Genomic DNA, 26,319 nt, shown 5'->3' with positions numbered 1-26,319 from the left:
AGCTAAGAAAGGAACTATTGTGTTAGATATTCGGGATTTACAGGACTTGCCTATCTTAGTGTATGACGAGGGATTGATAGAGGCAGATGACGCCTTGTCTCCTTTTGCATGGACAGAAGTATTTTTAAAAGCCATTAATCAGAAACCTAATCAAATCATTTGGCATATATGGCCGATGGCCAATACAGTCATTTTAGGTATGTTGGATCGGCAACTACCTTACCTTAATTTGGCGAAGCAAGTGCTCAGAAGAAGAGGTTATTACCCTGTTGTTCGTAATATTGGTGGTTTGGCTGTTGTGGCAGACGAGGGGATTTTAAATTTTTCCTTAATTATTCCAGATCAGCTTTCAGAACCTATCAGTATTACCAATGCCTACTTAATGATGGTTGACCTGATTAGAGCCGCCTTTTCTGACTACTATCATCCTATTGAATACATGGAAATTGAAAAGTCCTATTGCCCTGGTAATTTTGATCTCAGTATTGCAGGCCGCAAGTTTGCAGGTATCGCCCAACGCCGCATCAAAAAAGGGATTGTGGTCTCTATCTACTTGAGTGTTTGTGGTGATCAAGCGGCGCGTGGTCAACTCATCAAGGCTTTTTATGAAGCTGGAAAGCATGGAGAAGTGACCAAGGTTAATTACCCTCAAATTGATCCGGAATGTATGGCAACTCTTTCAGAACTCCTTGAGACGCCTTTTACAGTGGCAGAAGTCCTTGCACGTCTCCACTTGACTTTGAGACAACTGGGCTTTTCCCTAACTGAAAAACGTCCAGATCAAGCCTTAGTGGCTAATTTTGATGCTGTCCATGAGCGGATGCAGCTAGAAGTCGCTAGAAAGGAAAGCGAATGAACGAAAGATTTAGTCCTTTATTCAAGCCTCTGATTTTGCCCAATGGGAGTCAATTAGACAACCGTTTTGTCTTGTCTCCTATGGTGACCAATTCGTCCACAAAAGACGGTTATGTCACTCAAGAAGATGTATCCTATGCCTTGAGACGAGCAGAATCAGCTCCTCTACAAATTACAGGAGCGGCCTATGTGGATCCTTATGGACAATTATTTGAATATGGTTTTAGTGTCGCAAAAGATACTGATATTCCTGGCTTGAAAAAGTTATCTCAAGCGATGAAGGCAAAGGGAGCTAAAGCTGTCTTACAACTGACCCACGCTGGCCGATTTGCTAGTCATGCTTTGACTAAATATGGCTTTGTCTATGGTCCCAGTTACATGCAGTTAAGATCTCCACAAGCTCACGAAGTCAAGCCCTTAACAGGACAGCAAATAGAGAAATTAATTGCAGCTTACGCTCAGGCCACCCGGCGGGCAATTCAAGCGGGCTTTGATGGTGTCGAAGTGTCTTCGGCACAGCGCTTATTGATTCAAACATTTTTCTCTACCTTCTCTAATCAGCGAACAGATGATTATGGTGGCCAATCGCTTGCTAGTCGGGCAAAATTAACTTTGGCAGTCCTGCAAGCTGTTCAACAGGTGATTAAGCAGGAAGCTCCTGATGGTTTTATTTTTGGCTTTCGTGCCACCCCTGAAGAAACAAGGGGACATAGCATTGGCTACACTATTGAAGATTTCTTACAGCTGATGGATTGGGCACTAGAAGTTGCTGAACTCGATTATTTAGCGATAGCAAGTTGGGGACACCATGTGTTTCGAAACACCGTTCGTTCACCTGGTCCTTACTATGGGCAATTGGTTAATCAGATTGTTTGGGAGCATTTGAACAATCAGTTACCAGTTATGGCAACAGGAGGTATTAACACTCCTGAGAAAGCAATCGAAGCCTTAGCCCATTCTGACTTTGTTGGAGCTTCAACTCCCTTAGTGGTTGATCCAGAATTTGCTCATAAAATCAAAGAAGGGTGTGAAGAGACTATTCGTTTAAGGATTCGTCCTGAGGATTTAGCAAGTTTGGCCATTCCTCAAGCGTCGTTCAAAGACATTGTTCCTTTGATGGATTATGGTGAATCCTTGCCTGAAGAATCCCGCGCGCTCTTTCGCAGTCTTTCTCAATATTACAAGGAGGAAGAATGAAAGTTAGTGTTCTTGATTATGGGGTGATTGATAAAGAAAAAACGCCCCAAGAAGCTTTATTAGAAACGCGCTGTTTAGCACAAGTAGCTGATAAACTTGGTTTCCATCGATTTTGGGTGGCAGAGCATCATAATATTCATGCCTTTGCAATCAGCAGTCCAGAGTTATTAATAATGCATTTGGCGGATCATACCAAACGGATTCGGATAGGCTCAGGAGGTATTATGCCTTTACATTATAGTAGCTTTAAAATTGCGAAGTGGATGATGACGCTAGAAGCATTACATCCTCATCGTATTGATTTAGGTATTGGGAATTCTCTAGGAACACCATTGGTTCAGAGAGCCTTATCTAGTATTCACGCTAAGGGAGACTACAATCGAGTGATAGAAGAATTATCTACTTATCTGTCACCTGATAGTCCCAACCCCCTTCCTATTGCTGTCAATCCGAAAGGAAAGGCCTACCCGCAGCTTTGGCCATTGAGCAATAGTACAGAGACAGCTCAATTAGCTGGGCAATTAGGACTAGGCTATACCTTTGGTATTTTTCCTTATATGCCTAAAGATCCACTTACAGAAGCTCAAAGAGTGGCTGCTCATTACCGGCAGGCTTTCCAGCCATCTAGTCATTTTAAGAAGCCTCAGCTTATATTAGCAACTTTTGTTGTCCTTGCTGATACCGATGAGGAAGCAGAAGCATTAGCTAAACCTTTGGATATTTGGATGCTTGGCCAACAAGATTTTAATGAGTTTAAGACCTACCCTGATGTTGAAGAGACTAGACACTACCCCTTAACGGAGAAACAAAAAGAAACTATTGCAGCAAATCGTAGTCGCATGGTTATTGGCTCAGCTCAGACGGTCAAAAAGCAATTGGATAGACTGATACAAGCTTGCCAAGCTGACGAATTATTAGCTATCCCCTTAGTTCCTGGATTTTCCAATAGACAACGAGCCTTAGAACTTCTAGCAGACTTGTACGTGGTCCTGTAACTTTATCAAAAACAATTCCCCAAACTGAAAGGAAAGAAAAAATGAAAAAAATTGCAAATTACTTATTAATTGAGAAAACTGATGACCGTTATACTATTAGCATGACACCAGAATTACAAGACGATATTGGTACCATTGGTTATGCTGAATTTACTGATAAGGACCACCTTACCGTTGATGACATTATCTTAAATTTAGAGGCTTCTAAGACCGTCATGTCTGTTTTATCACCATTAGCTGGAACAGTTGTTGAGCGAAATGAGGCAGTAACACTAACGCCAACCCTTTTGAATTCAGAAAAAGCTGAGGACAATTGGATTGTTGTGCTAACAGACGTTGACCAAGCAAGTTTTGATGCCTTAGAAGATGCCTAATTCATTTGACTTATTAGGGAAAATGATTGGTCAGTTGCAAGCAGAGCAGAGCAACAATTCTCTGGTCTGCCCCTTACCTAATTCTTTAACAGAACGACAGGTCTTGTGGCGGTCCCTCATTAATCAGCGCCCTGCTTTGCCTTTGTCACAAGATTACTTGCAACTAGAAGATGCTTACCTAGATGATTGGTGCTCTTCCTTTGTTCCTGTATCAGTCAAGGACTGCCAAAAAACTAACTATACCAATCTTTTTCTTTACCACGGTGATATTAGGCATTTGGGGGTAGATGCCATTGTTAATGCAGCTAATAGTGACTTATTAGGATGCTTTATTCCTAATCATGGCTGTATTGATAATGCTATTCACACCTTTGCTGGAAGCCGTTTACGTTTAGTATGTCAGGCAATCATAACTGAACAAGGTCGTAAGGAAGCCATTGGTCAAGCAAAGCTTACCAGTGCTTATCATCTACCAGCCTCTTATATTATTCATACCGTAGGGCCAAGGATTGCTAAAGGACAACCTATTTCTTCGATTCGATCTGATTTGTTAGCTCGTTGTTACCGATCCTGTCTTAATTTAGCGGTTAAAGAAGGCCTTACTAGCCTAGCATTTTGCTCTATTTCAACAGGAGAATTTGGCTTTCCTAAAAAAGAAGCAGCTCAGATTGCTATTAAAACAGTATTGGATTGGCAGGCAAGACATTCGGAACAATTAGCTATCATTTTTAATACCTTTACATCAGAAGACAAGGTCTTATATGACACCTATTTACAAAAGGAGAATGACTGTGAGTAATTGGATAACGATAACCCATCCTCAGAAAAACCTCACCCAGGCAGAACAACTTGCCCAGTTAATCAAAGAAGCAGATGCACTTGTAGTTGGTATTGGCGCTGGCATGTCAGCAGCTGATGGCTTTACTTATATCGGACCACGTTTTGAGACTGCCTTTCCAGATTTTATTGCTAAGTACCACTTCTTGGATATGTTGCAAGCTAGTCTCTTTGATTTTGAAGATTGGCAAGAATATTGGGCTTTTCAAAGTCGCTTTGTCGCTTTGAATTATCTTGATCAACCCGTAGGTCAATCTTATCTTGATTTAAAAGAGATTTTGGAAACCAAAGACTATCATATTATTACCACTAATGCTGATAATGCTTTTTGGGTGGCCAACTATGATCCTCATAACATTTTTCACATTCAAGGAGAATATGGCTTATGGCAATGTAGTCAGCACTGCCATCAGCAAACTTATAAGGATGATAATATTATCCGTCAAATGATTGCAGAGCAAAAAAACATGAAAGTCCCAAATCGCCTTATTCCTCATTGCCCTAAATGTGGAGCACCTTTTGAAATCAATAAGCGTAATGAAGAAAAAGGAATGGTTGAAGATGCTGACTTTCATGCGCAAAAAGCACGTTATGAGACTTTTTTATCAGAACATCAAGAAGGTAAGGTGCTTTATCTAGAAATTGGTGTGGGACATACGACGCCCCAGTTTATCAAACACCCCTTTTGGAAACGCGTCTCGGAAAATCCTAATGCTTTATTCGTTACCTTGAATCACAAACATTATCGCATGCCTCTGCCAATAAGACAGCAAAGTTTGGAATTGACACAACACATTGCACAATTGATTGGTAGCACAAAAACCATTTATCAAAAGTCGTAATCAGTGCCAATAGGTAGTTAAGTAAGAGATAGAAAAGGAGATTGACATGTACCTTATTGAACCAATTCGTAAGGGAAAACGTATTACTGATGGAGCTGTTGCTCTAGCCATGCAAGTCTATGTTCAAGAAAATCTATTTTTAGATGACGATATTTTATTTCCATACTATTGTGATCCCAAAGTTGAGATTGGAAAATTTCAAAATGCAGTCGTGGAAACCAATCAAGATTATTTAAAAGAACATCATATCCCTGTTGTTCGACGAGATACTGGTGGTGGAGCTGTTTATGTCGATTCTGGAGCTGTTAACATTTGTTACCTTATCAATGATAATGGGATTTTTGGAGATTTTAAAAGAACCTACCAGCCTGCTATTGAAGCCCTTCATCACTTGGGGGCAACAGGTGTTGAAATGTCTGGGCGAAATGATTTGATTATTGATGGGAAAAAGGTATCTGGCGCTGCAATGACTATTGCTGGTGGGCGTGTTTATGGTGGATATTCTCTTCTTTTAGATGTGGATTTTGAAGCCATGGAAAAGGTCCTCAATCCTAATCGCAAAAAAATTGAATCAAAAGGAATCAAGTCAGTTCGTAGCCGCGTTGGTAATATTAGAGAACATTTAGCACCGCAATACCAAAGCATCACGATTGAAGAGTTCAAAGATTTAATAGTTTGTCAATTACTGAAGATTGAGACAATTAGCCAAGCTAAGCGCTATGACTTAACGGAAGAAGATTGGCAACAGATTGATGCTTTAACAGAGCGTAAATATAAAAATTGGGAATGGAATTATGGCAATGCGCCACAATACTGTTACCACAGGGATGGCCGTTTTGTCGGTGGAACTGTTGACCTTCATTTAGATATTGAAAAAGGCTACATTGCAGCTTGTCGCATTTACGGAGACTTTTTTGGAAAGGCAGACATTGCAGAGCTTGAAGATCACCTGATCGGAACAAGAATGGAAAAAGAAGACGTCTTAGCTACCCTCAATTCAATTGATTTAACCCCTTACTTAGGAGCTATTACAGCAGAAGAATTAGTAGATTTGATATTTTCTTGATTAAAAAGACATCTTTATTAGTTTAAATAGAATAAAAAACGAACAATATCTGTTATAATTCAAATAAATATACGCCTGGAATAAATTGTGATATAATGACGTCATTACGTAAAATTGAGGAGTTATCATGAAATCAGATATCGAAATCGCCCAAAGTGTCGTCCTAAAACCAATCATTGACATTGTTAAAAAAGTCGGAATAGACGACGATGATATTGAGCTTTATGGCAAGTACAAGGCAAAACTTTCTTTTGACAAAATCAATTCTTTAGAATCAGAAAAAACTGGTAAGCTCATTTTAGTAACTGCTATTAATCCAACTCCTGCGGGAGAAGGCAAATCAACTATGAGTATTGGTTTAGCAGATGCTTTAAATAAGATTGGCAAAAAAACAATGATTGCTCTTCGTGAACCCTCTTTAGGTCCAGTCATGGGTATAAAAGGTGGTGCAGCTGGGGGCGGTTTTGCTCAAGTTTTACCTATGGAAGATATTAATCTGCATTTTACAGGCGACATGCATGCTATTACTACAGCTAATAATGCTTTGTCTGCACTTATTGATAATCATCTCCAACAAGGAAATAAATTAGGTATTGACCAAAGACGTATCATTTGGAAACGGGTAGTCGATTTAAATGATCGAGCTTTACGTCAAGTTATCGTTGGTCTAGGAGGACCTTTAAATGGTATTCCTAGAGAAGATGGTTTTGATATTACAGTGGCCTCTGAAATTATGGCAATTCTATGCTTAGCTAGAAACTTAAACGACTTAAAAGAACGATTAGCTAGCATAGTAATCGCTTATGATCATGATAAAAAACCAATTTATGTCAGAGACCTCAAGGTAGAAGGCGCCTTAACATTAATCTTAAAAGATGCCATTAAGCCTAATCTAGTTCAAACCATTTATGGAACACCTGCCTTGGTACATGGAGGCCCTTTTGCAAATATTGCTCATGGTTGTAATTCTGTCATTGCCACATCTACGGCCCTGCGTTTAGCAGACTATACCGTTACTGAAGCTGGTTTCGGGGCAGATTTAGGGGCAGAAAAATTTTTAGATATTAAAGTACCAAATCTACCTAAAGATCCAGACGCTGTAGTTATAGTTGCAACCCTTCGTGCCCTAAAAATGCATGGAGGCCTTGCTAAAGAAAGTCTCAATACTGAAAATATCTCAGCTCTTAAAGAAGGATTTGCAAATTTAAAACGTCATGTTGAAAATATTCGCAAATATGGCTTACCAGTTATTGTTGCTATTAATGAATTTGTCACTGATACCAAGGCAGAAATAGATACTCTAAAGGAATTATGTAAAGCAATTAATGTTCCTGTAGAGCTAGCTAGCGTTTGGGCAAATGGAGCAGAAGGTGGAGTTGAGCTTGCTCAAACACTTGTAGAAGTTATTGAAAATAGCCAAAGTAACTTTAAACCAATTTATGACAAGGATGACTCAATCGAGACTAAAATCACACTGATTGTTAAGGAAATCTATGGTGGTAAATCAGTCCAATTTTCTGCCAAAGCCAAAAATCAACTTAAACAGTTCAAGGCATATGAATGGGACAAGTTACCGGTTTGTATGGCAAAAACACAGTATAGCTTTTCAGATAATCCTAAATTATTAGGAGCTCCGACAGACTTTGATATTACTATTCGTGAATTTGTTCCAAAAACAGGTGCTGGTTTTATCGTTGCCTTAACAGGAGATGTTATGACAATGCCAGGCCTACCTAAAATTCCAGCAGCCCTAAATATGGATGTCAGTGAAGATGGTGTTGCCCTAGGATTATTCTAGAACAAGTTTCCAATTCTTTTAGAGGTCAACTTACAAGTTGGTCTCTTTTTAATGCTTGTTATTCTCCTGAATTATCATACCTGCTTAGCTATTCTATAAAAAGCCAATCTTTGGTGCTAAACTTGAGCCCTTCTTGGTCTTAATATGATATAATATGTGATATTAAAAGCATCGGAGGGGCAGACAATAAATAAAAAAATAAAGGTAAAACATTTACTTCATAAAAGTAAGCGTGGTTTTTTAAGAGGAATTTTTAGTAGAGCCACTTTAATTGCTCTCTTGATTTTCTTACAGGTCTTTTTTATTGTACAATCCTATGCTTGGATGGAGCAGTACCGTTACTGGCTAACAATTGTAGAGACAATTTTTGCAGTTATCATAGTTCTCTACTTGGTTAATAGTGAGATGGATGCTATTTCGAGGGTGACCTGGCTAATTTTGATTATGATTGCTCCTTTATTAGGCTCCTTACTCTTGGTCTATACTAAATTAGACTGGGGTTCGCAGGGGTTAAAGAAACGCATTAATCAACTTGTTGAAGAAAGCAGGCCTTATTTAAAAAATGATAATGATATTGTAAATGTTTTAAAAAATAACACTAATACAACCTATCACTTAGTACAGTATTTACAAAGAAGCAGGGCTCGTTTTCCGGTTTATGATAATACAAAATCCACCTACTTCTCAACTGGTGAGGATTTCTTTGAAAGTTTGAAAAAAGAACTTTTCAAGGCCAAAAAATATATTTTTTTAGAATTTTTTATCATTGCTGAAGGCTTAATGTGGGGAGAAATTTTAACAATCTTAGAAGCTAAGGTTAAAGAAGGGGTAGAAGTCAGAGTTCTCTATGATGGCATGAATGAATTGTCCACCTTGTCTTCGGATTATGCCCAGAGATTGGAAAATATTGGTATCAAAGCAAAATCATTTTTACCAATATCTCCTTTTATTTCCACCTATTATAATTACCGGGATCACCGGAAAATTATCGTTATTGATGGAGAAGTGGCTTATACTGGTGGTATTAATTTAGCTGATGAATATATTAATGAAAAAGAACGTTTTGGTCACTGGAAAGATGCTGGTATCATGATTTCTGGCCACGCTGTCGATAGCTTCTTACTCTTATTTTTACAAATGTGGTCTATCACAGAAGATGAATTAATTATTGATCCCTACCTATCACCCCACACAGAAACCACACATTCAGATGGCTATGTAATCCCTTATGGTGATTCTCCCTTGGATACTGATAAGGTGGGGGAGAATGTCTATATTGATATCCTTAACCATGCTAAAGAATATGTTTATATCATGTCTCCTTATCTCATTTTAGATAGTGAGATGGAGCATGCTATTCGTTTTGCTGCAGAACGTGGAGTTGATATTCGTATCATTATGCCAGCAATTCCTGATAAGGCAATTGCCTTTGCATTAGCCAAAACCTACTACAAAGGTTTAATGTCCTCAGGGGTTAAAATTTATGAATATACCCCTGGCTTTGTCCACTCTAAAGTTTTTGTCAGTGATAATATAAAAGCTGTCGTAGGTTCAATTAATTTGGATTATAGAAGTCTATATCATCATTTTGAATGTGCCATTTACTTATACCGGGTTGAGGTTATTTCTGATATTATAAAGGATTTTGAACAAACCTTAAAAGAATCTAAGCTTATTACTATTCACGAGGTTAACACAAGGCCTTGGCATCAAAAATTAATAGGATTAGTAGTAAAAACTATTGCTCCCCTATTGTAATTACACTTTTTTTCTGTTATGATTAGCTTATGCGATGAGTCGATTGTGGTATTTTACCACATCACGCTGGGGAGGTCATTAAGGCAGGAGCCGACTTTGATAAATTGTGTGAACCCTTTTATCACATTCATTGAATGCCCCCAACCTTTACCAATTTGGTAAAGGTTTTTTTCTGTTTTAAATACGGGACTTCTGAGGCAATGACTTGACAAAAGATAAAAAGATTTGCATAATGTAAATAAGATGAAAACAAATGAAATGAGGCTAGGAAATGCAAATAATTAAGCGTGATGGACAGGTTGCTGACTTTGATCCAGAAAAGATATATCAAGCTATCCTTAAAGCTGCTCAAACAGTCTATATTATTGATGAAACTTGGCGTCAGAATCTTGCTCAAGTCACTAAAAAAGTTATCATCGACCTAGAAGAAGCTCGTGTTGAAAAACCAACCATCAATATAATTCAATCCTTGGTTGAAAACCGTTTAATGGATGCTGGTTACATTAATATAGCAGAGCATTATATTTCATATAGACTTCAACGTGATTTAGAAAGAAATGGTTACGGTGATAGTATTATCGTGCATTTGAGATTTGAACAGACAAAATAACAAAAAGGCTCGACTATTTTTAAGTAGTTGAGTCTTTTATCTTTTTCACTATTCTTTAAAAATATTATCTATCTGACTAGCCGTAGCATCATTAATGAGAAAACGAATATAATAAGCTTCTTTTGTTTTTATAATATCAAGAGATTTCTCTTTAGCTAGTTTTAATTGCTGAATACTAGGAAAACAAGAAATAATAATATGCTGGGCTGTTACATGATAATCTAATTCTGGATAGTATTTGTCTAAATAGCTTAATAGGGATTTTGTTTTTTTCTGGAGAAAGGTTTTAATATACTTTAAATTCTTATCAAACATCCCATTATCCAAATACAGAGACAGGGCTTTTTGCATTAAAAGATTAGTGTCAAGATCTATAAGTGACTTATAAGCTAAAAATGTTTTAAGTAAGCTTGTAGGTAAAACTAGACTAGCTAGACGCAGAGCTGGAAAAATACTCATAGAAAATGACTTAAGATAGATAACTCTTTCATTTGTATCATAATAATGAAGGGCAGGTTCACTTGTTTTTGCAAAATCACCCAGGTAATCATCCTCAATAATATAAACTTGATAACGATGAGCAAGTTCAACTATAGCTTCTTTTTCTTTGCGTGAATAGGATAAACCCAAGGGATTAGAATATCTAGAAATCGTGTAAAAATACTTAATATTTCCTGTTTTAAACAAGTCTTCTAGAGCTTTCAAATCAATACTGTCACTAGTTCTTTCGATAAATTGAAGGGGCAAATTGAGGGCTCTCACTAGACTTTCCATACGTTGGTAGGTTGGCCTTTCTAAGAGAATAACTTCCTTATTCGACAAAAAAGGCATTTGACATAGGATATAGAGAGCTTGCTGACTACCGGAAGTAACTACAATGTGATTAAGATTTGTATAAATAGCACTTCCAGACAAATAGTTTTTAAGTGAAAAAAGTAATTCCTTTAAGCCTTCTTCCTGATGATAATAGTTAAAAAGATAGGTTTCTTTTCCAGTTAATGCCTCGTTAAGACAAAGGCGAAAATCATTGTAAGCAAGGTTGTTGTACTCCTTTAAACTAAAGTAAGGTGCTAGTTCTGTTAATTGATAATTATCTAAAACATAATAACCACTTTGAGGGACAGCATATAATTTTTGCTTATATTTTAAGTCTAATAAAGCCCTTTGAACAGTGTCCTTACTACAAGCGTAGCTACTGCTTAGCTGGCGTATAGAAGGAATACGATCTCCTTTTTTAAGTTTTCCCTCTTTAATCTGCCTTTGAATGTCATCACTGATTTCTTTGTATTTACTTACCATAAAATGTCCCCATACCATTTAAATTTGTACTTATTGTAGCTTAATCTGGATAAACTTACAAGGCTTATTAAGACGCCGATCTAAAAAACAATCCTATCAATTAAGTAAGGGTTAAGTAGCTTTCAAAGATCTAAATTGACAAATAAGTTTATTTTTGCCATAATGAGCATATCTTAAGGTCGCCTAGGCGGCTTTTTTAGTGATTATTAAGGATGTAAAAATGAGTATATTAGAAGTTAAAAATTTAAGTCACGGATTTGGTGACAGAGCTATATTTGAAAATGTATCATTTAGGCTATTAAAAGGGGAACACATTGGCCTAATTGGGGCAAATGGTGAAGGAAAATCAACCTTTATGAGTATTGTTACAGGCCATTTACAACCTGACGAAGGAAAAGTAGAATGGTCTAAGTATGTGACCGCCGGCTATCTCGATCAGCATACAGTTCTAAATCCTGGACAAACTGTAAGAGATGTCTTACGTACAGCTTTTGATGAATTATTTAAAACAGAAAGTCGTATTAATGATATTTATATGTCCATGGCTGATGAGAATGCTGATGTAGATGCCTTAATGGAAGAAGTTGGTGAACTCCAAGATAGACTTGAATCTAGAGATTTTTATACCCTAGATGCTAAGATTGACGAGGTAGCTAGAGCCTTAGGTGTCATGGATTTTGGTATGGATTCAGATGTTACCGAATTATCAGGTGGACAACGAACAAAAATTTTACTAGCAAAATTATTATTAGAAAAACCAGATATCTTATTACTAGATGAGCCAACTAACTATTTAGATGCTGAACATATTGATTGGTTAAAACGGTATTTACAAAATTACGAAAATGCTTTTGTCCTTATTTCTCACGATATTCCTTTTTTAAATGACGTTATCAATATTGTCTACCATGTTGAGAACCAGGACTTGGTGAGATACTCAGGAGACTATTATCAATTTAAAGAAGTCCATGAAATGAAAAAATCCCAGCTAGAAGCAGCTTATCAAAGACAGCAAAAAGAGATTGCAGAGCTCCAGGATTTTGTTAATCGAAACAAAGCGCGTGTAGCCACCCGAAATATGGCTATGTCTCGTCAGAAAAAATTAGACAAAATGGATATCATTGAACTACAATCCGAAAAGCCAAAACCAAGTTTTGAGTTTAAAGAAGGCCGAACTCCTAGTCGTTTCATTTTTCAAACAAAAGAACTTATTATTGGTTATGATAAAGCCTTAACTAAAGAGCCTTTAAGCTTAAAGTTTGAGAGAAACCAAAAAATTGCTATTACAGGAGCTAATGGAATAGGAAAATCAACTCTTTTAAAAAGCCTCTTAGGTATAATTGAACCTTTAAGCGGACAAGTAGAGCGTGGAGATTTTATTGAACTAGGATACTTTGAACAAGAGGTTGCAGGAGGTAACCGCCAAACACCATTAGAAGCTGTTTGGGATGCTTTTCCTGCTTTAAATCAAGCTGAAGTTCGTGCTGCCCTTGCAAGATGTGGACTTACATCTAAACACATTGAAAGCCAAATCCAAGTACTTTCAGGTGGAGAACAGGCAAAAGTACGTTTTTGTCTATTAATGAATCGTGAAAACAATGTTTTGGTCTTAGACGAACCAACAAACCATCTAGACATAGATGCAAAAGAAGAACTCAAAAGAGCTCTAAAAGCTTTTAAGGGATCTATTTTAATGGTTTGTCACGAACCAGAGTTTTACCAAGATTGGGTAAGTGACGTCTGGGATTTTAATCAATTATTGTAAAACTAGCTATAGTGATCGTTTGATTTGTCTCTTGTGACAACAGATGTATCCTATCCTAGTTTTTTAATTTATAAAATGCAAAATACTTGACTAGAGAACAAGTAAATTATATAATGACAACATAAATAATTAAATAAATAGTCACTTCTAAATAAACTTATTTTAATAGGTTTTGTACACTAATTATTTAATAAAAAATATTTTATAAATTTAATTAACCATTATTTAGTGATATTAAAGTAGTCACTTTTAAATGGACCTATTTAAGAGAATAAAATATAGCATTATTACTATAAAATAAATGTGAAAAGAGGCTAAGAGTATGATATTTGGAAAAAATAAATCACAGAAAATGAAAACGACTCACAATGGGAAAAATAAAGTTAATAAGGCTGATTTATTCCAGCTAGTTTTACTTGTTCTTCCAGCAATAAAGTTAGCTAAAAAAATTATCAACGACCGTAAGCTAAAAAAATAGGAGGTTCAATCTATGAACTCTAAGAAAAAAGGATTACTAATTGGATTAGCAGTAGGATCTCTAGCTGCAACAATTGCTTATTTATCTCTAGCAGATAATGACAAAAAAGAAATCATTGATGACAGTAGTCAAAAATTAGACGATTTAATAGGATCTCTCAAATCAATGAGTGATAGTTTAGTTAACCTCGCCTCAGATAAATTAGAAGACTCAAAAGACAGTTTAACTCATTACTCTGAACGTGCAGGACAGTCTGTCGGTGAGACATTTGATAAGGTTAAAAATAAAGTAGAAGACTACTCAACTTCAGCAAACAAAACTATTAATGAGAAGTTAAACCAATTACATGATGGTAGCGACTCTTAAAAACGACTTAATTCGATAAGACAGCATTAACTATATTTTAGATAATACAAAAAAGAGGCTCTTGTAGTCTCTTTTTTGTATTTATTTTATAAGGATAATGTCTAATAACCCTAGCGAGATGATCTGTCATGCTTAGGGAACAATGACCGTTACGGCTTTTTGCAAGACCTCTAGGGATAGGGGAATAGCAGAGCTTTTATCACCATCAATTCGTGTTCTAGGTCGTGAGGATTTTTTATGAGTCAATGGCAATAATTCCAATGAATGACAATGAAAGTGAGAAATTTCTTCAGCTTTTGAAAAATCCCCTCTTCTGAATTCATTAATATGGAAGAGAAATTTAAAAAAAGATAATTTTTTCATCGTATAAACCTGAAGAAGGCCATCATCAACCAAAGCATCTGGTGAAAAGGAAGGAAAACCAGCAATAGTATTCGTCATGGTAATCAATAAAAATTTAGTACGGGATTCCATCTTAAATTCTTGGTTTTGAATAATAATAGAATAAGACCTATTTTGTTTTAAAATACGATAACTATCCTTTAAAAAAGCAAAAGGTCCAAATTTTCGTTTTTCTTCAGGAGTTACATCAGCGGCAATATCTGCAAGAAGGCCTAGAGTTAAACTACTGATCATATACTGATGGTCTTTAACTTTACAAATATCAATCTTTTTATCATGGCCATTAACAATATTATCGAGAGCAGAGTCAAATTCAAGAGGAATATGAAGTGCTTTGGCAAAATTATTAACAGTACCAGAAGGAATAAGCCCTATTTTTGAATGCTTACCACCTTCGTAGACCCCTCCAATAATTTTACTGATTGTACCATCACCACCCAAGGGGATGATTAAATCGATATTTTCACTGGAAACTTTCCGTGCTTGAGAAAAAGCATGGTCTGCACTTTCTGGTATAATTATGGAAATATCTTCTGGTAAAAATCCTCTTCTAACAAGAGCTTCTTTAACTTCTTCAGCTAAATTATCCTTTTTTTTACCAGACTTAGGATTGAAAAAAATTGCGACAGATTTCATAATCCTATCCTTTCTTTAAACGCTTGAAATCATTATACCACTAATTATTAAATTTTCTTTTAAAAGACCCATTTTATGCAATGAAATTTATAACATGTAAAAAACAATAGCAATAAACTGGAGGGCAGAAGCTAGAAGAATAAAGAGATGCCAAATCATATGATAATAAGGTTTCTTTTTAGAATAAAAACCAGCGCCAATTGTATAGGATAAACCACCTAGTAACATTAAAATAGCAAAAGCAGTAGACATTTTAGGAAGAATGATCGGAATAACAAAGACAACTAACCATCCCATGAAGAGATAAAGACTTAAACTAAATTTTTCATTGACATTCTTAACAAATATTTTGTATAGAATACCAAAAATAGTTGTGGTCCATTGTAAAATGATAATGGTATAGCCAATCCAACCTCCAACTAAAGATAGAGCTACTGGTGTGTAACTACCAGCAATTGCAATATAAATCATACTGTGGTCAATGATGCGGAGAATATACTTTTGGGGTGTTCCATAAGACATTGAATGGTAAATCGTAGAAGAAAGAAACATTAAGAAAAGACTAATAATAAAGATCGAGACACCTAAACTATCTTTAGCACCATACTGTTGATAGGTGAAAATAGCAGAAATAGGTAATAAAAAGAGCATGATCAATGCACCGATACCATGTGTCACTGCGTTAGCAACTTCCTCACCAAAAGCTAAAGGTAGGCTATATTTAAAAGTTTGATTCATTATTTTCCTCCATATATTGATTGATGAGATCAAAGGTTTTTTGATAATATTTAACTGTTTTACAAGCATTAATGATAATTTCAGGTGTATCAGCTTTTTGACCGTCATTCCAATAACTAACAAAAATATTGTACAAAGTCTCGGAGCTTAATTGCTTTTGTAAGTTATTTAAGACCTTACTAATTTCTTGTATAGGAAAGGTATTTTTTAAAACAGCAATAGCAATGAGACGGGCAATTTGATGCTTACTATATCTTTTTTTGATAGGTTTTTCCATATAAGCATGTTTAACATAATTATTGACCATTGAAGCTGTCAGATTTTTTTGATCAGTATTTTCTGTCAATAAAGTATTTTGGTTGACATATAGTAAAACCTGATCTAAGTACAAATCTATATCAGGTAATTGCTCCCATCTTGGAAGTTGATTATTAATCATATCATAAGTCCTCAATCTAGTCTTAATAACTAGATTATATATTTAAATAAACCAAATAGCAAATAAAAAAGTGATAAGATTCTTTATAAAAGATATATGTTATAATAGTAGTGATTTATGTTTTACCAACAGTTATTTTTAAAAACGTTAAAAATTTCAAATTAAAAATAATAAGAAATAAACAATTCTGAATATTTAGTAATAAACTAGATAAACTTAACTCTCTGATATGAAAGGAATTACAAACTCATGGCAATTATTCAATGGTTTCCTGGACATATGTCCAAGGCCAGAAGACAGGTTCAAGAAAACTTAAAACATGTAGATTTCGTAACTATCTTAGTGGATGCGAGACTTCCTTTATCGAGTCAAAATCCCATGTTAACCAAAATTGTAGGTGATAAGCCTAAATTGATGATTTTAAATAAGGCTGATTTAGCAGATCAAAGTCGTACAAAAGAATGGTGTCATTTTTATGAAAGTCAAGGCATTAAAACCCTTGCTATCAACTCTAAAGAACAAGCAACTGTAAAAAAGGTCACAGATACTGCTAAGCAACTAATGGCTGAAAAAATACAGAAGCTCCGCGACAGAGGAATTCAAAAAGAAACCTTACGTACTATGATTATTGGTATTCCAAATGCAGGCAAATCTACCCTGATGAATCGCTTAGCTGGTAAAAAAATAGCAGTAGTAGGTAATAAACCTGGTGTAACAAAGGGCCAACAATGGTTAAAATCTAATAAAGATTTAGAAATTTTAGATACTCCAGGTATCTTGTGGCCAAAATTTGAAGATGACTTGGTTGGTCTGAAGTTAGCCCTCACTGGCGCTATTAAAGATCAACTTTTGCCACTTGATGAAGTAACCATATTTGGTCTCAATTTCTTTATAGAAAATTACCCACAACGTTTAAAAGAACGGTATAAAGGGATTGAGCTAGAAAATGAAGTCCCTGAAATCATTATGGATATGACTAAAAAATTAGGTTTCAAGGAAGATTACGACCGTTTCTATAATCTTTTTATTAAAGAAGTCCGTGATGGTAAATTAGGAGTCTACACCTTAGACCATGTGGGTGATGACGATGGTTTTAACAATTAAAGAAATCAAGGCCCAACTAGCTGCTGTCACAGAGCTCACTGATCCTCTTTTTACCGATTTAGAGACTGACAGTCGCCTTGGTGTCCAACAAGCTTTAAACGCTAAAAGAAAGGCCTTAGAAGCCTTTATAAAAGAAGAAGAGCGCCTGGACATGATGTTGACTTATGAAAGGGAACTTTATTTAAAAGGTTACAAAGCAATTGCAGGGATTGATGAAGTAGGAAGAGGTCCACTAGCAGGTCCTGTAGTAGCAGGAGCTGTTATTTTACCTGTTAATTGTAAGATTACTGGCTTAAATGATTCCAAAAAAATATCCAAAGCAAATCATAAAAAGCTTTATAAAGCTATTCAAGATAAAGCACTAGCCATCGGAATTGGTATCGTTGATAATCACATTATTGATCAAGTTAACATCTACCAGGCTACTAAATTAGCAATGCTAGAAGCACTAGCTAATCTAGAAGGAAAAGTAGCACAGGCAGACTATCTTTTGATTGATGCCATGTCTTTGGAGAGTAATCTTCCTCAGCAAGCTATTATAAAAGGAGATGCTAATTCCCTTTCAATTGCGGCTGCTTCAGTTATTGCCAAGGTTACTAGAGATAATATCATGTGTGATTATGACAAGATATTCCCAGGCTACGATTTTCATAAAAACGCTGGCTATGGAACAAAAGCACATTTAGCAGGACTTAGTAAGCTAGGGGTTACCCCAATCCATCGTAAGAGTTTTGAACCTATAAAAAGCTTATTACAAAAAGACAATCCTTAAATGAAGTCCGACCTAAAGGTCAATCTATAAAAGTTTCCTTCTTATTTAATTGAAATAAATTTTTAGAATCATAAGAGTAAAAAAGCTAGTTACCATAACTTAAAAGGAGAATCTATTATATAGCAGATTCTCCTTATCTTATTGCTTATTATATTAGTCGTATGTTAAAATAAAAACGTTGTCAGCATCGACAACAAGCTTTTAAATTATTAAGGAGATAGCATGAAAAGATTTTTTTCAACTCCAGTGCTGGGAGTTATCTTAGTTTTACTGTCTCTTTTTTCTATATTAATAGGTGTTAAAACACTAGCTTTGCAAGATGGTTTAACACTTAGTGAATCACAAATACATATTTTGTTAACTAGTAGAATACCTAGAACAATTAGTATTATCATTGCAGGAGCTGCCTTGTCAGTTTGTGGGTTGATTATGCAACTCCTAACCAGGAATCAGTTTGTCTCACCGACCACAATTGGAACAATGGATTGGGCTAAATTAGGTATTGTTATTTGTCTTATCTTTTTTAATCAAGCTAGCTTGATACTGCAATTGATTCTAGCCTCCCTTTTTGCTATCTGCGGTTCCTTATTCTTTGTCCTTATCTTAAAATGGATTAAATTTAAAGACGACATCTACATTCCCTTAATGGGCTTAATGTTGGGACAATTTGTAAGCGGTTTTGCTACCTTATTAGGGACAAAGTACCAAATTTTACAATCCCTAAACAGTTGGCTGCAAGGAAATTTTGCTATTGTCACATCGCATCGTTATGAATTACTTTACTTTGCTCTGCCATGTTTATTAATAACCTATTTATTTGCTCATCAATTTACAATTGTTAGCCTAGGAGAATCAATGGCTAAAAACCTTGGACTTTCCTATGATTTCTGGCTCTTATTAGGTTTTATCATTGTATCTATTATGACATCTTTAGTTATTACGGTAGTAGGAATGTTACCCTTTTTAGGACTTGTCGTACCTAATCTTGTTCGTTTGGTAAAAGGTGATTTATTAAGGAATAATCTAGTATTAACTTCCTTAGCAGGAGCCAATCTTGTTATGGTCTGTGATATTGTAGGTAGACTGCTCATTTTTCCTTATGAAATTCCCATTGGGCTTATTATGGGAGTTTTAGGAAGCATCACATTTCTTGCTATTTTACTTAAAAGAAGTGGGAGAATGGTCTAATGAAGAGAAAATTCATAATTCTAATTCTAATCTTAATGACCATATTATTAGCTTATCTCTTTTATGGTATTCCTTTTGATAATGCTAACCTTGAGCTTCTTATATATATTTTATCAAGTCGCTACCAACGCTTGCTTGCTCTTTTGTTAACAGCTTTCTGTGGGGCTCTAGCAACCTTGATTTTTCAAACGATTACTAGCAATAGGATACTAACTCCTAGCCTTATTGGTCTTGATAACCTTTATATTCTAATACAGACCTTATTAGTATTCTTTATAGGTTCTTCAAGAATGTTACAATTTAATTCTAGTTTACACTATTTCCTCTCTTTAGGGATAATGTTTTGTTTTGCAATTTTTCTTTTCAAAATTCTATTTCAAAAAAGAGGATATTCTATCTATTTTATTTTACTCATTGGTTTTATAATGAATAGTCTCTTTCAATCCTTGACTTCATTTTTTCAGTTATTGATTGACCCAAATGAATTCTTCATTCTTCAAGCACGTCTATTTACAAGTTTTAATGCCATTAATCCTAACTTACTCATATGGTCCTTCATTATTGTAGGACTTATGATAGCTATCATGAGACATGATTTAGCTTATTTGGATATTTTATTACTTGAAAAAGACCGTACCATTAGTTTAGGAGTTGATTACAATAGATATATACTGAGATTATTTATACTGGTTTCGATTCTTGTAGCTGTTTCGACAGCCTTGGTTGGCCCTATTACCTTTTTTGGTCTCTTAGTGGTTTCTCTCACTTATAAGTTATTTCCGACTTATAAACATCATATATTGTTACCAGCTAGTTCTCTAATCGCAATGATTACCTTAATTGGGGGTCAATTACTGACTCAAAATATATTACACTTTGAAGTACCGTTTAATGTATTACTTAATGTTTTAGGGGGAACTTACTTTATATATATTGTTATCAAAAAAGGAAATAATTTATGATTGAATTAAAAGAACTAAAAAAATCCTATCAAAGCAACTGTGTTATTGACAATTTATCTACCACAATAGCTAAGGGGAAATTGACAGCCATAATTGGTCCAAATGGATCCGGGAAAAGTACCCTATTAAGCCTTTTAAGTGGCCTTATGTCCCCTGATTCTGGAGAAGTTTGTCTGGAAGAACAGTCATTACTAGATTATCCTAAAGAAAGTTTAGCTAAAAAATTAGCATTTCTTAAACAAAGTAATCAACTTTCTTTAAAGATGACTGTCAAAGAACTAGTATCTTTTGGTCGCTTTCCCTATTCTAGAGGACGATTAGATAAGACAGATAAATACGTTATAGAGCAAAGCTTAGCAGATATGGAACTCTTATCTTTATCTGATCGCTATATTGATCAACTTAGTGGAGGTCAGCTTCAAAGGGCCTTTATTGCAATGATTCTGGCACAAGATACAGACTATATTCTTTTGGATGAACCACTTAACAACTTAGACTTAAAGCATTCTGTCCAGTTAATGATTTTATTAAGGCGCCTTGTAAAAGAACGCCAAAAAACAATTATTTTTGTGATTCACGATATTAATTTTGCTTCTCACTATTCTGACCAGATTTTAGCGATGAAAGCAGGAAAACTTATTGCACATGGAAATACAGAGAATCTTTTAACAGAAAGATTATTAAAAGAATTATTTGACTTTCCCATTGCAATAGAAACAGTTAATCAGCGTAAATTCTGTGTTTATTATGATTTAGATTAGGATAATATCCAGCACTGATCTTATTTTAATCAAAAGACGATAAACCCTAGGCCCCATTTAAAAATAAAGGTGGAAATATGAAAAAATTAATGATTTTACTAATAAGTCTTGTTACTTGTTGTGCTTTAGGAGTAACTTCTCCAGTATTTGCTAAAGAAGATACTGTTACAATTGAAAATAACTTTATGGCTCGTACAGGCAAAGAAAGTAATAGCGAGAAAAAAACTATTTCTGAAACCATTAAAATCCAAAAAAATCCTAAAAAAGTTATTGTCTTTGATCCAGGTGCTTTAGATAGTTTAACTGCTCTTGGTCTAGAAGATAACATTGTTGCTGTACCTAAAGCACAAAATGGACTTAAGATGTTTGATAAGAAAACGCAAAAAATCTATGAAAAATCTTCTTATCGTGATGCAGGTAGCCTGTTTGAACCTAATTTTGAAGTAGTTGCAGAACTGCAACCAGATTTAATTATGATTGGTGGTAGAACGGCTACTGTTCAAAACATTGAACAATTAAAAAAAGCAGCCCCAAAAGCAGCTATACTTTATACTTCACTAGATGTGAAAAAACCATTTGTAAAGGCCGTTTCTGAGCGTTTAAATAACTATGGTGACATTTTCAATAAAGAAAAATCAGTTAAAAAGTATAATAAAAAACTTGCTAAAGCTATGTCTTCACTGAAAAAAACAGTTGCTAATAAGAAAAATCCTTCAGCCTTATTTGTAATGGTTAACGGTGGAGAACTCTTAGCTCAAGCACCTTCTGGCCGATTTGGATGGTTATTTACCGATACTGGATTTACTTCTGTTAATAAGGAATTAGAAGCCAATACCCACGGAACTCCTATCTCATTTGAATACTTATCAGAAAAAAATCCTAAATATCTATTTGTTTTAGACCGTGGTGCAACTGTCGGTAAAAAAGCATCTGCAAAATCTGTGCTTGAAAACGACGTTGTAAAAGAAACAGAAGCTGTTAAGAATAACCATGTCTTACAAGTAAATGGAAAAGATTGGTATATCAACGCAGGTGGAATTAATGCCAGCCTTAGAATGATCAAAGAAATCCAAACATTCATGGATAAATAATCCTAATAAAATACCCAATTAAGGTTTAAACAGAAGAGATTCTTTAAAAAATCTCTTCTGTTTACTCTAAATTTGGGTATTTTTCTTATGTCTTTTATGCTATAATAGCTTGAAAAGATTATTATATTTTATAAGTTATTCTATATTAGGGAGAAAAAATGGTTACTGAATATGAGAAAATGCTGGCTGGAGAACTTTATAATGCAAGCGACAGTCACTTAAGAGACTTACGAGGGCTAGCTCGCCAAAATATCTCACGTTTTAATGCTGAACTAGATAGTGCAAAAAGAAGTTCTCTCTTACAAAACTGGTTGGGAACAACAGGTCACACTATCTTTATGGAAGTTCCATTTGCTTGTGATTATGGTACAAATATTCATCTTGGAGAAAATTTCTATGCCAATTTTAACACAACAATGCTTGACGTCTGTGAAATTAGAATTGGTGATAATGCTATGATAGGACCAAATTGTCAATTTTTAACCCCTCTACATCCCTTAGAGGCTACAGACCGTATTGCTGGCTTAGAATACGGTGCTCCAATAACTATTGGTCACAATGTTTGGCTGGGTGGAGGAGTAACTATTCTAGCAGGCGTGACACTGGGTCATAATGTAGTAGTAGGTGCTGGAAGTGTTGTTACCAAATCTTTTGGAGATAACCTAGTTCTTGCGGGCAATCCAGCTAAAATAATAAAACAATTATAAATTAAAAAAGATTCTGTAAAAAATGAACTGCTATAAAGGTTTGACTTTTAAATCAAACTTTTAAAATACAGTCCAAACAAGCAGAAATCTTTTTTTATTTTCGGATATATACTATAGCGAGGTATAAAATGAATAATTTTGAACTATATAAGTTGAAAAAAGCTGGCTTGAAAAATCATCATCTAATTAATATTATCAATTATTTAAAAGATACAAAGAAATCTCATCTGTCTTTAAGGGATATAGCTGTAGTTTCTAACTGCAAAGATCCTATTAAATTTATAGAAAAATATAAAGTACTGGATACAAAGTTATTACGCAAGGAATTTAATCTCTTTCCCTCACTTTCTTTGCTGGATAAAAACTATCCTCCATTGCTAAGTGAAATTTATAATCCCCCTGTTCTTCTTTTTTATCAAGGGAATTTAGACTTATTAAACTATCCTAAACTAGCTGTTGTAGGAGCTCGGAAAGCCTCGGAAATCGGTATAAAGTCCGTACAAGATATCATTGAACAACTCAACAAAGTCTATGTTATTGTAAGTGGCCTTGCCAGAGGAATAGATACAGCTGCACATTTAAGTGCTCTAAAAAATGGTGGAAATACAATAGCAGTAATTGGTTCAGGTTTCAATCATTTCTATCCTAAGGAAAATAAAAAGCTACAGCAGTACATAGCTACAAATCATCTATTACTAAGTGAATATGGTCCCGATGAAGCTCCTTTATCATGTCATTTCCCAGAAAGAAATCGGATTATAGTGGGGCTAGCACCTGGTGTCTTGGTGGCAGATGCTAAAATACGATCAGGTAGCCTTATTAGTTGTAAGATTGCTTTAGAAGAAGGTCGTGAGGTATTTGCTATTCCAGGTAATATCGTAGAACCTCATTCCCATGGGTGTAATCAGCTCATAAAAGAGGGTGCAAAGTGTGTTACCTCAGGCTTAGATATTATTTCGGAACTTGATTTTTATTAAACTTTCTTCCTATGTTAAAATTTTTTTATTGACAGTTATAAAAAAATGGGATATGCTTCTATAAGCATTAATCATTATCATATAGGAAGTGTGTTAAATTGGTAACTAAAACCACAACGAAGGCTAAAACAGGTCAGAAAAAAACTACGACTAACAAAAAAACAAAGAGTAAAAAATCAAGTCCCTCAAAAAATTTAGTCATCGTAGAATCTCCTGCTAAGGCTAAAACAATTGAAAAATATTTGGGAAGTAACTATAAAGTTGTTGCCTCTATTGGTCATATCAGAGATTTAAAAAAATCATCTATGTCAATTGATTTTGACAACAACTATGAACCGCAATATATTAATATTCGAGGCAAGGGACCCCTCATTAATTCTTTAAAAAAAGAAGCTAAAAATGCTAAAAAAGTATTCTTAGCAAGTGACCCGGACCGAGAAGGAGAAGCTATCTCTTGGCATTTATCTCATATACTTGATCTTAATCCTCATGCTAAAAATCGAGTGGTATTTAATGAAATAACAAAAGATGCTGTCAAAAATGCATTTATCGATCCCAGAGAAATTGATATGGATCTTGTGAATGCTCAACAAGCTCGACGTGTTTTGGACCGTATTGTAGGATATTCTATTTCCCCAATCCTTTGGAAAAAAGTTAAAAAAGGCTTATCAGCAGGACGTGTTCAATCTGTAGCTTTAAAACTTATTATTGATCGTGAAAACGAGATTAAGGCTTTTGTACCAGAAGAATACTGGACTATTAATAGTCTTTTCCAAAAGAAAAATAAAAAGTTTCAAGCAAGTTTCCATAGCCTAGATGGTGAGAAATTAAAGTTAAAAACCAAGGAAGATGTTCAAAAAGTATTATCTCATATTAAAGATGAGAATTTTGATGTTACTAAAGTAGATAAAAAAGAACGTCGTCGAAATGCTCCCTTACCTTATACTACCTCTTCATTACAACAAGATGCAGCTAATAAAATTAACTTTAGAACTCGTAAAACAATGATGGTTGCTCAACAACTCTATGAGGGAATAAATTTAGGTAGCAATGGAACTCAAGGTTTAATTACTTATATGCGTACGGATTCTACACGTATTAGTAATGTTGCCAAAGCTGACGCTGCCCAATTCATTAGTCAGAAATATGGTAGCAAGTATTCAAAACATGGTAACAAAGTAAAGAATTCAAGTGGAGCACAAGATGCCCATGAGGCTATTAGGCCTTCAAATGTTAATCACACACCTGAATTAATGGCAAGTTATCTTAACAAAGATCAGCTCAAGCTCTACACGCTTATCTGGAATCGTTTTGTGGCCAGTCAAATGACTCCCGCAGTTTTTGATACTGTAAAAGTCTATCTAGAACATAATAAAGTAACTTTTGTCGCAAATGGGAGTCAAATAAAGTTTGATGGTTATTTAACAGTCTATAATGATAATGACAAAGACAAGACTCTACCTGAAATGGAAGAAGGAGAAACTGTTAAGAGAGTTTCAAGCTCTCCCGAACAACATTTTACTCAGCCACCAGCTCGCTTTTCTGAAGCAACCTTAATTAAAACCCTAGAAGAAAATGGTGTTGGAAGACCTTCAACCTACGCCCCAACTCTAGAAGTTATTCAAAAACGTTATTATGTTAAATTATCTGCTAAACGCTTTGAGCCAACTGAACTTGGAGAAATTGTCAATAAATTAATTGTGGAATTTTTCCCTAATATCGTTGATGTCACCTTTACAGCTGATATGGAGTCTCAGCTAGACCAGGTAGAAATTGGGAAACTTGAATGGCAAACCATTATTGATCACTTTTATAAGCCCTTTGTCAAAGAGTTAGACAAGGCAGAAGTTGAAATAGAAAAAATCCAAATCAAGGATGAACCTGCTGGCTTTGATTGTGAACTTTGTGGGAGCCCCATGGTAATCAAACTTGGTCGTTTTGGGAAATTCTATGCTTGTAGTAATTTTCCTGAGTGTCATAATACCAAGGCTATCACTAAAGAAATCGGTGTAACTTGTCCAAAATGTAAAAGGGGGCAAGTCATTGAACGTAAAACCAAGCGAAACCGAGTATTCTATGGGTGTGATCGTTACCCTGAATGTGACTTTACTTCCTGGGATATTCCCATCGCAAGAAATTGTCCTAAGTCAGGTGATTATCTCGTTGAGAAAAAAGTTCGTGGTAAAGGCAAGCAAGTTGTTTGTAGCAATGAGAATTGTGATTATAAGGAAGAAGCTATTAAATAATTCTTATTAAGAAAAACACCATTAGGTTAATTTTGAAGTTTAAACCATACTTAGAT

Annotated in this window: 26 protein-coding genes; 22 read left to right on the top strand and 4 right to left on the bottom strand. The window is 35.1% G+C overall.

Annotated elements, in window-relative coordinates:
* Positions 1–19 precede the first annotated feature (19 nt).
* The 10 genes from A3GU_RS0102635 (at position 20) to A3GU_RS0102590 (ending at position 10,332) form a co-directional block, all read left to right on the top strand.
* Positions 20–856 (top strand): lipoate--protein ligase family protein, encoded by an 837-nt coding sequence (locus A3GU_RS0102635; protein WP_018365993.1) that lies wholly within the window; start codon positions 20–22, stop codon positions 854–856.
* Positions 853–2,052: an NADH-dependent flavin oxidoreductase gene (locus A3GU_RS0102630; protein ID WP_018365992.1), complete on the top strand. Its 1,200-nt coding sequence runs from the start codon at positions 853–855 to the stop codon at positions 2,050–2,052. The genes A3GU_RS0102635 and A3GU_RS0102630 overlap by 4 nt, the downstream gene beginning before the upstream one ends.
* Positions 2,049–3,047, top strand: coding sequence for an LLM class flavin-dependent oxidoreductase (locus A3GU_RS0102625; protein ID WP_018365991.1), 999 nt, complete (start codon positions 2,049–2,051; stop codon positions 3,045–3,047). The genes A3GU_RS0102630 and A3GU_RS0102625 overlap by 4 nt, the downstream gene beginning before the upstream one ends.
* A 41-nt stretch (positions 3,048–3,088) precedes the next feature.
* Positions 3,089–3,421 (top strand): glycine cleavage system H family protein, encoded by a 333-nt coding sequence (locus A3GU_RS0102620; protein ID WP_018365990.1) that lies wholly within the window; start codon positions 3,089–3,091, stop codon positions 3,419–3,421.
* On the top strand, positions 3,414–4,220 hold the full coding sequence (locus A3GU_RS0102615; protein ID WP_018365989.1) for a protein-ADP-ribose hydrolase: 807 nt from the start codon (positions 3,414–3,416) through the stop codon (positions 4,218–4,220). The genes A3GU_RS0102620 and A3GU_RS0102615 overlap by 8 nt, the downstream gene beginning before the upstream one ends.
* Positions 4,207–5,100 (top strand): SIR2 family NAD-dependent protein deacylase, encoded by an 894-nt coding sequence (locus A3GU_RS0102610; RefSeq protein WP_083906188.1) that lies wholly within the window; start codon positions 4,207–4,209, stop codon positions 5,098–5,100. Before A3GU_RS0102615 ends, A3GU_RS0102610 begins: the two co-directional genes overlap by 14 nt.
* Positions 5,101–5,146: 46 nt before the next feature.
* Complete coding sequence (lplA, locus tag A3GU_RS0102605; protein ID WP_018365987.1) at positions 5,147–6,166, top strand: lipoate--protein ligase; 1,020 nt, start codon at positions 5,147–5,149, stop codon at positions 6,164–6,166.
* A 127-nt stretch (positions 6,167–6,293) separates the two neighbouring features.
* Positions 6,294–7,964 carry a formate--tetrahydrofolate ligase gene (locus A3GU_RS0102600; protein WP_018365986.1) on the top strand — a complete coding sequence of 557 codons (1,671 nt, stop codon included), beginning with the start codon at positions 6,294–6,296 and terminating at the stop codon, positions 7,962–7,964.
* Between the two features lie 159 nt (positions 7,965–8,123).
* Complete coding sequence (gene cls, locus A3GU_RS0102595) at positions 8,124–9,722, top strand: cardiolipin synthase (RefSeq protein ID WP_169333483.1); 1,599 nt, start codon at positions 8,124–8,126, stop codon at positions 9,720–9,722.
* A gap of 277 nt (positions 9,723–9,999) precedes the next feature.
* Positions 10,000–10,332, top strand: coding sequence for an ATP cone domain-containing protein (locus A3GU_RS0102590; RefSeq protein WP_371130784.1), 333 nt, complete (start codon positions 10,000–10,002; stop codon positions 10,330–10,332).
* A 48-nt stretch (positions 10,333–10,380) separates the two neighbouring features.
* Here the strand turns inward: A3GU_RS0102590 and A3GU_RS0102585 are convergent, their stop codons facing one another.
* A complete protein-coding gene (locus tag A3GU_RS0102585) occupies positions 10,381–11,631 on the bottom strand; it encodes an aminotransferase-like domain-containing protein (protein WP_018365983.1) in 1,251 nt (416 codons plus the stop codon).
* Between the two features lie 220 nt (positions 11,632–11,851).
* Here A3GU_RS0102585 and A3GU_RS0102580 point away from each other — a divergent pair, with 220 nt between their 5' ends.
* The 3 genes from A3GU_RS0102580 to A3GU_RS09910 all read left to right on the top strand — a co-directional run bounded on the left by A3GU_RS0102580 (position 11,852) and on the right by A3GU_RS09910 (position 14,240).
* The gene (locus tag A3GU_RS0102580) at positions 11,852–13,396 is read left to right on the top strand and encodes an ABC-F family ATP-binding cassette domain-containing protein (protein ID WP_018365982.1); all 1,545 of its coding nucleotides are present in this window, start codon (positions 11,852–11,854) and stop codon (positions 13,394–13,396) included.
* 322 nt (positions 13,397–13,718) lie between these two features.
* Positions 13,719–13,874, top strand: a complete 156-nt coding sequence (locus tag A3GU_RS10175; protein WP_018365981.1) for a hypothetical protein — start codon at positions 13,719–13,721, stop codon at positions 13,872–13,874.
* Positions 13,875–13,886: 12 nt separating this feature from the next.
* Positions 13,887–14,240 carry a hypothetical protein gene (locus A3GU_RS09910; protein WP_018365980.1) on the top strand — a complete coding sequence of 118 codons (354 nt, stop codon included), beginning with the start codon at positions 13,887–13,889 and terminating at the stop codon, positions 14,238–14,240.
* 132 nt (positions 14,241–14,372) lie between these two features.
* Here A3GU_RS09910 and A3GU_RS0102565 read toward each other — a convergent pair whose 3' ends face one another.
* The 3 genes from A3GU_RS0102565 to A3GU_RS0102555 all read right to left on the bottom strand — a co-directional run bounded on the left by A3GU_RS0102565 (position 14,373) and on the right by A3GU_RS0102555 (position 16,455).
* On the bottom strand, positions 14,373–15,278 hold the full coding sequence (locus tag A3GU_RS0102565; protein WP_018365979.1) for a diacylglycerol/lipid kinase family protein: 906 nt from the start codon (positions 15,276–15,278) through the stop codon (positions 14,373–14,375).
* A gap of 87 nt (positions 15,279–15,365) precedes the next feature.
* Complete coding sequence (gene trhA, locus A3GU_RS0102560; protein ID WP_018365978.1) at positions 15,366–16,016, bottom strand: PAQR family membrane homeostasis protein TrhA; 651 nt, start codon at positions 16,014–16,016, stop codon at positions 15,366–15,368.
* Positions 16,000–16,455: a DUF1836 domain-containing protein gene (locus tag A3GU_RS0102555; RefSeq protein WP_018365977.1), complete on the bottom strand. Its 456-nt coding sequence runs from the start codon at positions 16,453–16,455 to the stop codon at positions 16,000–16,002. The genes trhA and A3GU_RS0102555 overlap by 17 nt, the downstream gene beginning before the upstream one ends.
* 249 nt (positions 16,456–16,704) lie before the next feature.
* Here A3GU_RS0102555 and ylqF point away from each other — a divergent pair, with 249 nt between their 5' ends.
* The 9 genes from ylqF (at position 16,705) to topA (ending at position 26,263) form a co-directional block, all read left to right on the top strand.
* Positions 16,705–17,559, top strand: a complete 855-nt coding sequence (gene ylqF / locus A3GU_RS0102550; protein WP_018365976.1) for a ribosome biogenesis GTPase YlqF — start codon at positions 16,705–16,707, stop codon at positions 17,557–17,559.
* Entirely contained in the window at positions 17,543–18,331 is a 789-nt protein-coding gene (locus A3GU_RS0102545) for a ribonuclease HII (protein ID WP_018365975.1), read from the top strand. Before ylqF ends, A3GU_RS0102545 begins: the two co-directional genes overlap by 17 nt.
* A gap of 222 nt (positions 18,332–18,553) precedes the next feature.
* A complete protein-coding gene (locus A3GU_RS0102540) occupies positions 18,554–19,519 on the top strand; it encodes an ABC transporter permease (RefSeq protein WP_018365974.1) in 966 nt (321 codons plus the stop codon).
* Complete coding sequence (locus tag A3GU_RS0102535) at positions 19,519–20,481, top strand: iron chelate uptake ABC transporter family permease subunit (protein ID WP_018365973.1); 963 nt, start codon at positions 19,519–19,521, stop codon at positions 20,479–20,481. The genes A3GU_RS0102540 and A3GU_RS0102535 overlap by 1 nt, the downstream gene beginning before the upstream one ends.
* Complete coding sequence (locus tag A3GU_RS0102530; RefSeq protein ID WP_018365972.1) at positions 20,478–21,242, top strand: iron ABC transporter ATP-binding protein; 765 nt, start codon at positions 20,478–20,480, stop codon at positions 21,240–21,242. The genes A3GU_RS0102535 and A3GU_RS0102530 overlap by 4 nt, the downstream gene beginning before the upstream one ends.
* 77 nt (positions 21,243–21,319) lie before the next feature.
* Entirely contained in the window at positions 21,320–22,333 is a 1,014-nt protein-coding gene (locus A3GU_RS0102525; RefSeq protein WP_018365971.1) for a siderophore ABC transporter substrate-binding protein, read from the top strand.
* Between the two features lie 158 nt (positions 22,334–22,491).
* Positions 22,492–23,040 (top strand): sugar O-acetyltransferase, encoded by a 549-nt coding sequence (locus A3GU_RS0102520; RefSeq protein ID WP_018365970.1) that lies wholly within the window; start codon positions 22,492–22,494, stop codon positions 23,038–23,040.
* Between the two features lie 128 nt (positions 23,041–23,168).
* Positions 23,169–24,017, top strand: a complete 849-nt coding sequence (dprA, locus tag A3GU_RS0102515; protein WP_018365969.1) for a DNA-processing protein DprA — start codon at positions 23,169–23,171, stop codon at positions 24,015–24,017.
* 98 nt (positions 24,018–24,115) lie between these two features.
* Positions 24,116–26,263, top strand: coding sequence for a type I DNA topoisomerase (gene topA / locus A3GU_RS0102510; protein ID WP_018365968.1), 2,148 nt, complete (start codon positions 24,116–24,118; stop codon positions 26,261–26,263).
* Positions 26,264–26,319 lie beyond the last annotated feature (56 nt).

The organism is Streptococcus didelphis DSM 15616 (assembly GCF_000380005.1).
Classification (GTDB): Bacteria; Bacillota; Bacilli; order Lactobacillales; family Streptococcaceae; genus Streptococcus; species Streptococcus didelphis.
Note: the sequence above shows the minus strand (reverse complement) of the source record. Positions and strands in the feature narration are given on the sequence as shown.

What these genes read in the sequence shown, in the direction of transcription:
- A3GU_RS0102585 (WP_018365983.1), bottom strand. Translation starts at nt 11,631, where the DNA reads ATGGTAAGTAAATACAAAGAAATCAGTGATGACATTCAAAGGCAGATT.
- A3GU_RS0102555 (WP_018365977.1), bottom strand. Translation starts at nt 16,455, where the DNA reads ATGATTAATAATCAACTTCCAAGATGGGAGCAATTACCTGATATAGAT.
- A3GU_RS0102615 (WP_018365989.1), top strand. Translation starts at nt 3,414, where the DNA reads ATGCCTAATTCATTTGACTTATTAGGGAAAATGATTGGTCAGTTGCAA.
- A3GU_RS0102625 (WP_018365991.1), top strand. Translation starts at nt 2,049, where the DNA reads ATGAAAGTTAGTGTTCTTGATTATGGGGTGATTGATAAAGAAAAAACG.
- A3GU_RS0102545 (WP_018365975.1), top strand. Translation starts at nt 17,543, where the DNA reads ATGGTTTTAACAATTAAAGAAATCAAGGCCCAACTAGCTGCTGTCACA.
- A3GU_RS0102565 (WP_018365979.1), bottom strand. Translation starts at nt 15,278, where the DNA reads ATGAAATCTGTCGCAATTTTTTTCAATCCTAAGTCTGGTAAAAAAAAG.
- lplA (WP_018365987.1), top strand. Translation starts at nt 5,147, where the DNA reads ATGTACCTTATTGAACCAATTCGTAAGGGAAAACGTATTACTGATGGA.
- A3GU_RS0102610 (WP_083906188.1), top strand. Translation starts at nt 4,207, where the DNA reads ATGACTGTGAGTAATTGGATAACGATAACCCATCCTCAGAAAAACCTC.
- dprA (WP_018365969.1), top strand. Translation starts at nt 23,169, where the DNA reads ATGAATAATTTTGAACTATATAAGTTGAAAAAAGCTGGCTTGAAAAAT.
- A3GU_RS0102520 (WP_018365970.1), top strand. Translation starts at nt 22,492, where the DNA reads ATGGTTACTGAATATGAGAAAATGCTGGCTGGAGAACTTTATAATGCA.
- A3GU_RS0102600 (WP_018365986.1), top strand. Translation starts at nt 6,294, where the DNA reads ATGAAATCAGATATCGAAATCGCCCAAAGTGTCGTCCTAAAACCAATC.
- A3GU_RS0102630 (WP_018365992.1), top strand. Translation starts at nt 853, where the DNA reads ATGAACGAAAGATTTAGTCCTTTATTCAAGCCTCTGATTTTGCCCAAT.
- A3GU_RS0102525 (WP_018365971.1), top strand. Translation starts at nt 21,320, where the DNA reads ATGAAAAAATTAATGATTTTACTAATAAGTCTTGTTACTTGTTGTGCT.
- A3GU_RS0102540 (WP_018365974.1), top strand. Translation starts at nt 18,554, where the DNA reads ATGAAAAGATTTTTTTCAACTCCAGTGCTGGGAGTTATCTTAGTTTTA.
- A3GU_RS0102620 (WP_018365990.1), top strand. Translation starts at nt 3,089, where the DNA reads ATGAAAAAAATTGCAAATTACTTATTAATTGAGAAAACTGATGACCGT.
- A3GU_RS10175 (WP_018365981.1), top strand. Translation starts at nt 13,719, where the DNA reads ATGATATTTGGAAAAAATAAATCACAGAAAATGAAAACGACTCACAAT.
- A3GU_RS0102535 (WP_018365973.1), top strand. Translation starts at nt 19,519, where the DNA reads ATGAAGAGAAAATTCATAATTCTAATTCTAATCTTAATGACCATATTA.
- A3GU_RS0102530 (WP_018365972.1), top strand. Translation starts at nt 20,478, where the DNA reads ATGATTGAATTAAAAGAACTAAAAAAATCCTATCAAAGCAACTGTGTT.
- A3GU_RS09910 (WP_018365980.1), top strand. Translation starts at nt 13,887, where the DNA reads ATGAACTCTAAGAAAAAAGGATTACTAATTGGATTAGCAGTAGGATCT.
- trhA (WP_018365978.1), bottom strand. Translation starts at nt 16,016, where the DNA reads ATGAATCAAACTTTTAAATATAGCCTACCTTTAGCTTTTGGTGAGGAA.
- A3GU_RS0102580 (WP_018365982.1), top strand. Translation starts at nt 11,852, where the DNA reads ATGAGTATATTAGAAGTTAAAAATTTAAGTCACGGATTTGGTGACAGA.
- ylqF (WP_018365976.1), top strand. Translation starts at nt 16,705, where the DNA reads ATGGCAATTATTCAATGGTTTCCTGGACATATGTCCAAGGCCAGAAGA.